Below are 8,946 nucleotides of genomic sequence, written 5' to 3'. Positions count from 1 at the left end.
GATATAGTCGCCTTCAGCTATCTCCACCCACTCTCCATTCACATACGCCTTACCTCTGCCCCTCAAGATGTAGATGGAGTCCACCTCCTTCTCGTGCAGGTGCACACTGGCGGAGCTGCCCGGAGATATCTTCAGTATAGAGACGCTCAACCCGGCATTATCCTTGCTTGTCAAAAGTTTCGCTATATCAACACCCTCAAACCTCGGATGGGTCTCAAACCTGGCATTCGCGCTTTTAATCAAAATACTGCCCATGCTCATTCCACCCTGATAAAGTAGGTGCCCTCACCGGTGGTATCTACCCTCTCCACAGAGGCAAACTCTGCTTTAAGCTCCTCTTCGTTAAGGCTACTCGCAGCGTTGAGCATCTCCTCCACCTGCCTGTACTCATGCTCAAGGAACAGCTTTGCTATCCGGGCAACATTGCGGAAGAAGTCCAGCTCCACTATCTCCTCGCTCTTGTACCTCTCCACATCGCGCACATCGCCGTGGTACTTGAGAGCTACTCCCCTCTTGAAATCCTCATTGGCAACATCATCGAAGAGGTAGGGCAGCCACATAATCATGTGCTCCCGGATGAACTTCTTCTGGCGCTCCAGGGCGAGCAGCGCCCCTTCCCTATCACCAGAACGCCATGCCTCCACCTCATCCTCAAGCAGATGGAAGGCGAACTCCAGCTCCAGTTTGGCCTCATCCGGCGGCAGATTTCCGCGGGACTTGTCCAGGGTATAGCCCGCCTCGCGGTACATATTCTTGACCTCAGCGGTTAAATCACCCATTATCTGCTTCTCGCTGCGGTACACCGACTCATGAGCAGAGAGGTAGGGCATAAGGTCGTCGTCGAATATCGTAAAACGCTCCGCCTCAAGCTCGCGGCGGAACTTCTTTGGCTTCACCTCGGCAAAAACATTGCGGAACCTCTCAAGGGCAAGGAAATGTTCCTCCAGCAACTCCTCTGGCAAAAGCTTAACAAGTGCGGCGCGAAGCTTTGTCATGTACTCTCCACTCAGAATCTCCTCCGCAAGTGCCTGTGAAACCTCTGTGAAGGCACGGAAAATCAGGTAGTGGGCATCGCGCCTGGCAACTGCAAGCTCGGCATAGCTCTTTGCATTGTGCGGCTTCGCGGGTGTGCGCTTAATCTCGGGCTTCTTATCCTTAATAAAGTTTATCCAGTGGTCCTCATCCTTGATATTCATGGAATGAATCCAAAAGAGGTAACTATACTTCTTAAGGAGATTTTTCCAGTCCCTCGAAAGGTCTGGGTCAAAGTACCACTTGATATACTCGTTCTTATCAAATATGTCCTTGGGCTCTCTTGGCAAAACTGACACCTCTCTAAGATACGTAACCAAAAACGAGGGAAAGCAAAATTGAATCAGTGCCTCTCCTCAGGCGCAGGGAATGGGAAGTCATCCCCTGGAATGGCATAGTAGACTGAGCCCACTCGTACTATCCGTCTGTTCTCAGACTTCTTCTCTATGAGCTTCTTCACATCCCTGTAATATCCGAAGGTCATCGCCTCGGTAGAACACTTCGTAGCGCACGCGCTCCACAGACCTTCATAGGTGACGCTCTCCACGCCGCGGCCCACCTCAGCGAGTCTCTTGCCGGAGAGGGGTTCACCCTTCTCGTCGACCAGCCTGCCCTTGTCGTCCCGCTTTATGTTGCCCACCTCATCCGCAACAGGAAGGCGCACCTCCCCGCCATGCTTGTAGGTAAAGCGGTATATCTTCTGGAGCTCCTCCTTGGTATAGGTTCGGCGATAGTCCACGCGCTGCATACAGAAGTTGCACTTCACCACTCGCCCTGTACGCGAGTCGTACTGGGGTGCGCCGTAGGGGCATGCCTGCATACAGCGCTTGCAGCCTATGCAGGCTTCGCTGTCCACAAACACTATACCATCCCGGGCGCGCTTCTGCATCGCTCCAGTGGGACACGCGTCGACACAGGGCGCCGGCGAGCAGTGATAGCAAAGCATGGGCATGTATAGGGTTTTAACCCTGCCGAGTACCTTTCTGGGGCCAACCTGAATAACACGTATTAAACGAGGACCCATGCTCAGGTCGTGCTCCAGTTTACAAGACGTCTCGCAGGAAAAGCAACCTATGCAGCGCTTTAAATCGATAAGCATAACCACAGTATTATCACTCGGCTCGCGCTGGTCAACCTCGTACATGCTAAAAGCTTCATCGAACACCTCTACGCTAGCCATTACTCCTTCCTCCTGGGTTTAAGCATCTCTTCTGGTAAAACCTTGTGACGTTCAGGATAAGCAGAAGCAGGGGAGACCATTATATCATCCTTATCTCCCCAGAAATAAGCATATACCGTCTCAAGGGCACGAATCTCTCTCAGGGCAGTAAGACCATATTTCCAGTCAGGGTTTTTGATAAAACTCTTCTTTATTTCGGGAGGAATAACACCTTCAAGAGCCTTCTTCTGAGCTTCATCGAGCTCACCCCGATAACCCTTTGTCCTTGCCAATTTACTATCCTCCTGTTGAAAAAACAAAAATTAAAAACAAAAAAGGTAGGGCATAGCCCTACTTCTTGTGCACAGGCTTGGTGACCTCTGTTACGCGCTCAGGCAGCTTGCCCGGCTTGAGGCGTACTCTGGGTACGAAGAGAGCGCGCTCCGGGAAGGAGTACGCTGGCGATGTGAGCAGATCCGTATCTGCCTTGTCGTTGAAGTACACCCTTGCCAGGCGAATTGCGTCCTTCTCGCGGAAGTAGGTCATTATGTCAGCGGGGTTGCCGATGTACAGGCAGTGCGTTGAGCACTTGGTTACGCAGGCTGGCTGCAGACCCTTGTCGATACGGTGCATGCAGTAGTCGCACTTTATAACCTTGCCGGTGCGGGAGTCCCACTGCGGAGCACCGAAGGGGCATGCCTGCATACAGCGCTTGCAGCCTATGCACTTCTCGCTGTCCACGAAGACGATGCCGTCCTTGGCGCGCTTTGTCATTGCTCCGGTTGGGCAGGATTCGACGCATGCAGCATGGCCACACATGAAGCAGTTCATGGGGATGTACATCGCCTTGGTATGCCTGCCAACCTGCTTGGGCCCCACCTGGATGACACGCATCCTGCGCGGACCCATGGGGTCGTCGTGCTCCAGCTTGCATGCGGTCTCGCAGGCAAAGCAGCCTATGCAGCGCTTCAGGTCAACGAACATGGTGATGTGGTCCGGGGGTATACCCCAGACGCTCGCAGCCTGAGCCTCGCGAAGACCTATCTTCTCACTCCTCTCTATGCCCTGTCGAGCGGTCTCCTGGTCAAGGTTGAGAAGGGGACCCTTATCGGAGAATACTTCATCCATCTTGATCACCTCACTTGGTCTCCCACTTCTCACGCGGCACGCCTACATAGTAGATACCGCTGCCCTTCTTGTCGAAACGGGTGTAGGTACCCAGGTTGACAGAGGGCTCCTTCTCCGGGTCGAGGTAGTCCTTGGGTGTGCGCTTGACCTTGGCGAGGAATTCTTTGGTCTTCTCCACAGCCTTGTCCGGGTCGTCGCCCAGGCGGTATACACGTACGAGGTTGCACTTGTACTGCGCCTGAGTGTAGAATGGGTCCTTGACGGTATCATCGACGAGCTCGTTGATGTTGCTGTACGGATAGAAGGGCTGGTACTTGTCGAAGCCCTCGGGGCCCCAGACCTCGCCCTCATCCACCATCTCGTTGACCCAGGCGGGACCTATCACCTTGCCGTAGTCGTTCTCACACACTACGGTATCGCCATCGCGAATGCCAAGTGCCTTAGCGGCTTCGGTGTGGATGTTTATGAACCTGTGAGGCTCAAGCTCAACCATCCACGGCCACCAGTGACCCATCTCGTGGAAGTGTGCCACAAGGCGGCCTGTGCAAAGGATGAGCGGGTACTTCTCCCACAGGTCTGGCCTTGCAACCGGAGCATTGTTGGGCTCGACATGTATTGGCATTGGATACCAGCCTATCTGCTCCAGAGCCTGGGAGTATATCTCCACCTTGCCGCTCGGCGTCGGGAAGCGCTTGTCTGTACCGGGGTAGTTCACACCCTCCTTGTACATTATCCACTGGGCACCGCGTATCGTAGCTTCCGGGTCGGAGTACATCATGGCCTCGTCCTTGGTTTCGGCAGGCCACATCACACCGCCCTTGGGTGACATCTCGGGATCCATTAGCTCCACAGTTATGCCGGAGACAAAGGGCTCCTGGGAGTGGAACCAGTTCTGACACACACGCTCGTCGATCTCTTCGGTGGTGCCGGGGTACTTGGGATCCTCTGGCAGCGGGTTGCCGAATACGTCCTTCTTTGCCCACCAGCTCTTGCCGTCAGGGGCATAGTAGGCTTCGGCAAACTCGAAGCGCTTTGCCAGGCCGGCCCAGAAGTCTATGTCAGCACGGCACTCCCACTGGCGCTCAATAATCTGGTTGTGCCACTGCACGTGGCGGTTGTTGCCGTGGTGCACCACGCCTTCGTGCTCGAAGAAGCTGGTTATCGGGAATGCAGCATGCATCCAGCTCATGGTCTCGTTGGGATGGAAGCTCAGGTGGACACCGCAGTAAAGGTTCTTCATATATTCGCGAACCTTGTTGTTGTTCGGCCACTGCACAATGTGGTTACCATTCCATATGAGACCCTTGACTGGGTATGGCTTGCCCGTATAGCCGGGGTTGATTGTGCACGCACTTGAGGTATCACCCCAGGGTATAATCTTGTCTGCCAGCTGGGGTTCCTTTATCTTGACAACGTACTCCTTCAGGTCCTTACCGGCGCTGAGCACGGGTCGGCAGTTGTGCAGCCAGTTCCAGCCGCCACCCTTTACACCTACGTTACCGGTTATGGCGACAAGTATCTGGTAGGCGGCGTTTCCATTGCCGGCGTTGTACTGCTGCGCAGTACCCAGACAACCTGAGAAGTGGGTCCTCCTTGGATAGGCCATCCACTCGGCTGCCTTGCGTATATCCTCAGCAGGCACCCAGGTGATGTTCTCAGCCTTCTCAGGAGTATAGTCCTTCACGAGCTCTGCATACTTCTCATAGCCCACAGTCCAGCGGGCAATGAACTCCTTGTCTATTCCGTCGATCTCGTGGATGAGCACGTGGGCAATAGCGTTAGCCAGATATGCATCTGTGGTTGGACGCAGGCGAAGCGCCAGGTCAGCCTTTGCCATAGTGGCATTGAAGCGCGGGTCAACAATTATAAACTTGGCACCATTTCTGTCCTGGGACTCAACCCACCACTTCATTGTTATTACTTCCAGCGCCGCAGCGTTGGCACCTGAGATAAATATGGTATCGCTGTTCATTGCGTCCTGACAGGGGTTAAAAAGACGCAGGAACTCCTTGGCACCGAAAACGTACTGTCCTCTCGCTCCAGGCGACTCACAGCATAGCGGACCCTGTCCATATATGTTGGGCGTGCCGTACATCGCCAGGAACCTTGAGCCGCCCAGCTTATTACCGTAGCTGCTCCTTCCAGTGCGGTGGCAGGCTACAGTGTGGGCACCCCACTTCTCACGGATGTACTTCAAACGATCTGCAACAAAGTCGAGGGCCTCATCCCAGGTGACGCGCCTGAACTTACCGTTCACATTGTCCTCTCTAATAACAGGATACTTGGCGCGCAGGGGGTTATACGCATGCTGGTAGTTAGCTGTTCCCTTAGGACAAAGGGAGCCATAGTTCTGCGGATGTTCGTCGTCACCCCAGATATCTACAATTCTGCCATCCTTGATGTACACCTTCATCCCGCAACCGCTCTCGCACATATTGTCGCAGGTGGTGTACCGGATGGTATCGTAGTCCTTCACGGACTCCGACACTCTCCTTAATACTACCACTTTTTCACCTCCAACCTTTCCGTTGTTACCTTCCTGCGTGGGCTTAAGAAAGCTAACCCACACGACTTCGCTGTAACCTTTTAATAGTTATAATTCACCCTATATATACTTTTTTATCCGGGGCGAAATTGAGCATGAAAATGCACAACCGTGTGGAGAAAATAGGGTGCACCGCCGTGGTGCTGGCCGGTGGAGAGAGCAGAAGAATGGGAAGAGACAAGAGATCTCTAACACTGGAGGGGCAAAGTTTTCTGGAGCGCATGCTTAACCTCGCCTCAAGCTTCGCCGCCGAGGTTATAGTTTCCCTCGCCACGAGGGAGCAGGGTGATGCAGTCCCGGCTAATATTAAAGTGGTGCTGGATGAAAACCCCGGAGAGGGCCCTGCATGTGCACTTATCTCAGCCGCCAGACAGGCGGGCTACGGATACCTCGCCGTGATGCCTGTGGATGCCCCGCTGCTCAAGCCAGAGGTTTACCGCCTGCTCATGCAGGAGGTTGAGGGCTACGAGGCAGCTGTGCCGGTGGTGAAGGGCTGGCCCGAGCCTCTGCATGCTGTGTACTCGAAGGAGGCGGTTCTTGCATGTGCAGAGAATAAACCCAGAAGTGTGCGCGCACTTCTAAGTCTGCTCAATGTTAACTTTGTACCCGAGGAAAAGCTCCGCATCGCTGACCCTGAGATGCTGAGTTTTCTAAACATAAACACGCCTGAGGACTACAAAAAGCTCAGAGAAAGGGTGGAACCATGGAAGTAAGAGGCAGGGGTTTCTACAGCTTGACGCCGGTAGGTGAGGCGCTGGATAAACTGCTTTCAGGGCTTAAGAGGGGAGGAAAGGAGGAGGTTCTTCTCGAGGAGGCGCTGGGCAGGGTACTCGCTCGCGATGTGGTTGCGGAGAGAGACAACCCGCCCTTTGACCGCGCTGCAATGGACGGCTTCGCTGTCCGCGGAGAGAACACCTTCGGCGCAGGTCAGGCAAACCCTATATACTTTAGAATTATAGGGGAGGTGCTCACAGGGCAGAGCTTCAATGGCGAGGTTCGTGATTATGAGGCTGTGCGCATAACCACCGGCGCACCCCTACCGCGAGGTGCAGATGCAGTGGTGATGCTGGAGCACGTGAATGAACTCGGCGGCGAGATTGAAGTTTTAAAGGCTGTGCCTCCAGGGAAAAACGTCTCCCTGCGCGGGGAGGATTACAGGCGTGGAGATGTGCTGCTCAGGCAGGGGCGGGTACTCAACCCACAGGAGATAGCGATTCTAGCATCTCTTGGCGTGGGCAAGGTCAGGGTTTACCATCGCCCTGGAGTCGGGATAATCTCCACCGGCGATGAAATCGCAGAACCCGGTGAAGAGCTACAAGAGGGACAGATTTACGACATCAACAGCTTTGCTCTGGCTGCGCTGTGCAGAGCAGCGGGTGCAGAGGCGGTACGCCTCGGAGTTGTAAAGGATGATTACACTGTGATGAAAGAGGTGGTAGATCGCGCTTCTAGCTACGATGTGCTGCTTATAAGCGGCGCCACATCTGTGGGCAAGCACGATGTGGTACCTGAGATAGTGCGTGAGCTGGGCAGAGTGGAGGTGCACGGCGTAGCCATGCGTCCCGGCGAGCCTACAGGCTTTGGCTACATCGGCGATACCCTTGTTTTCATGCTTCCCGGTTATCCCGTGGCCAGCATCGTAGGCTTTGAAACCTTTGTACGTCCGGCGCTGCAGGTGATGCAGGGGTTAAAGCCTGCGATGCCCTACCCTGCGATAGAGGCAAGGCTGCGCAGAAAGATAGCCTCTGAGCTCGGCAGGCGCGACTTTGTCCGCGTGCGGGTGGAGCGCTCTAAAGAGGGTTATGAGGTTGAGCCCATGCGCACCTCCGGCTCAGGGATAGTCTCCAGCATGGTGCGTGCAGATGGCTTTGTGATTGTACCCGAAAACACCGAGGGCATAGAGAAGGGGGAGGTTGTGGAGGTGAGGCTCTTCAGAGAGCTGCAGAATAATCAATAGGCATCTTTCGCTTTTTGATATAATTCCTGAAAAATAAAATTTTTAATCTCCTGTATCAACTTTGCTTCAAGGGGGATATAAATAGAGGGGGAGATTGGATTATGCAGCAGCTCAAATTTAGACTGAAGGATAAGATAAACCTCACACTGGCTATGGTTGGTGTCTCCGCTGGCATTCTGGGTATTTCTGCTATTACATCTGTAGAGCTGAACAGGGGAGTTTTAGCCGGCGTTATCACTATTGGCACCGGTGCGCTTGTGGGGATGGGATACTACCTGCACAGGAATGTTTTGAAGCCTGTAGAGAGGCTGTCAGAATGGTCAAGGAGGGTTTCAGAAGGGGATCACTCCAGCACCCTGGATATGGACATTTCCGAGCAGGAGATTAGACAGCTGATTGAGTCCTGCAATAGAATGGTGACAAATCTAAGTGAGTACAACCAGAAGGCAAAGTCCATAATAAACGGTGTGGGAGCAGCGGTGTATGTGACCGACAATGACCTGAGGATAATAGAATTTAACCCGGCTGCCGAGGAGATGCTGGGCTACAAGAGGGAGGAGGTCATAGGCAAGCACTGCTATGATATCACCACCTATGTGGGCATAACCCCCGCCTGTCACACAAAAAAATGCTCCTCGGTGACGGTGATGGAGGGCAGAGGGGACTTTCTCAGCAGGGAAGTTGTGCTGAAAAGCAAGCAGGGTGAGGATGTCCAGGTCAAGATATACACAGCGCCCCTGTTCAATGCCAGGGGGGAGAGGATAGGTGCAATAAAAACGGCAGTGGACCTGAGGGAGATGAAGCAGAAGGAGAATGACCTCATCATAATGCAGGAGTATCTTAAGAGCGAAATCGAACGCTTCCTGCCTGTGATTGAGGCCGCAGCCGCGGGAGATATGACAAAGGAGATAGAGGCGACCAATCCCAGCGATGAGATTGGCAAGCTTATAACCAGCTTCAATAAGATGAAGGACAAGCTGCGCTCGCTTATTCTCAGTGTGAAGTCTGCTGTTGAGCGCGTTGCTGCGACTGCTGAGGAGCAGGCTGCTTCTTCGGAGCAGCTGAATGCTGCCAGCGATGAGATAACTTCGGCGGTGCAGCAGATAGCGAGTAAGGCGCAGAATC

The 8,946-nt window shown here is 53.9% G+C and carries 9 protein-coding genes; 3 read left to right on the top strand and 6 right to left on the bottom strand.

Features of this window, described 5'->3' with window-relative positions:
- The 6 genes from ACXJJW_RS10845 to ACXJJW_RS10820 all read right to left on the bottom strand — a co-directional run.
- The coding region (locus ACXJJW_RS10845) for a cupin domain-containing protein (RefSeq protein ID WP_456475766.1) at positions 1-261 on the bottom strand (261 nt) is incomplete at its 3' end.
- On the bottom strand, positions 258-1,322 hold the full coding sequence (locus ACXJJW_RS10840; RefSeq protein WP_456475765.1) for a TorD/DmsD family molecular chaperone: 1,065 nt from the start codon (positions 1,320-1,322) through the stop codon (positions 258-260). The genes ACXJJW_RS10840 and ACXJJW_RS10845, both read right to left, overlap by 4 nt.
- 53 nt (positions 1,323-1,375) lie before the next feature.
- A complete protein-coding gene (locus tag ACXJJW_RS10835; RefSeq protein ID WP_456475764.1) occupies positions 1,376-2,212 on the bottom strand; it encodes a 4Fe-4S dicluster domain-containing protein in 837 nt (278 codons plus the stop codon).
- Positions 2,212-2,484 carry a hypothetical protein gene (locus ACXJJW_RS10830; RefSeq protein ID WP_456475763.1) on the bottom strand — a complete coding sequence of 91 codons (273 nt, stop codon included), beginning with the start codon at positions 2,482-2,484 and terminating at the stop codon, positions 2,212-2,214. The genes ACXJJW_RS10835 and ACXJJW_RS10830 overlap by 1 nt, the downstream gene beginning before the upstream one ends.
- A 58-nt stretch (positions 2,485-2,542) precedes the next feature.
- Positions 2,543-3,319, bottom strand: a complete 777-nt coding sequence (locus tag ACXJJW_RS10825) for a 4Fe-4S dicluster domain-containing protein (protein WP_456475762.1) — start codon at positions 3,317-3,319, stop codon at positions 2,543-2,545.
- A 10-nt stretch (positions 3,320-3,329) separates the two neighbouring features.
- Positions 3,330-5,825, bottom strand: a complete 2,496-nt coding sequence (locus ACXJJW_RS10820; RefSeq protein ID WP_456475761.1) for a molybdopterin-containing oxidoreductase family protein — start codon at positions 5,823-5,825, stop codon at positions 3,330-3,332.
- A gap of 140 nt (positions 5,826-5,965) precedes the next feature.
- Between ACXJJW_RS10820 and mobA the strand changes: the two genes are divergently transcribed.
- From mobA to ACXJJW_RS10805, 3 genes are all read left to right on the top strand, one after another.
- Positions 5,966-6,577, top strand: a complete 612-nt coding sequence (gene mobA, locus ACXJJW_RS10815; RefSeq protein WP_456475760.1) for a molybdenum cofactor guanylyltransferase — start codon at positions 5,966-5,968, stop codon at positions 6,575-6,577.
- Positions 6,568-7,821, top strand: coding sequence for a molybdopterin molybdotransferase MoeA (locus tag ACXJJW_RS10810; RefSeq protein WP_456475759.1), 1,254 nt, complete (start codon positions 6,568-6,570; stop codon positions 7,819-7,821). The genes mobA and ACXJJW_RS10810 overlap by 10 nt, the downstream gene beginning before the upstream one ends.
- A 101-nt stretch (positions 7,822-7,922) precedes the next feature.
- The coding region (locus tag ACXJJW_RS10805) for a PAS domain-containing protein (protein WP_456475758.1) at positions 7,923-8,946 on the top strand (1,024 nt) is incomplete at its 3' end.

The organism is Candidatus Pyrohabitans sp. (assembly GCF_054014795.1).
Note: the sequence above shows the minus strand (reverse complement) of the source record. Positions and strands in the feature narration are given on the sequence as shown.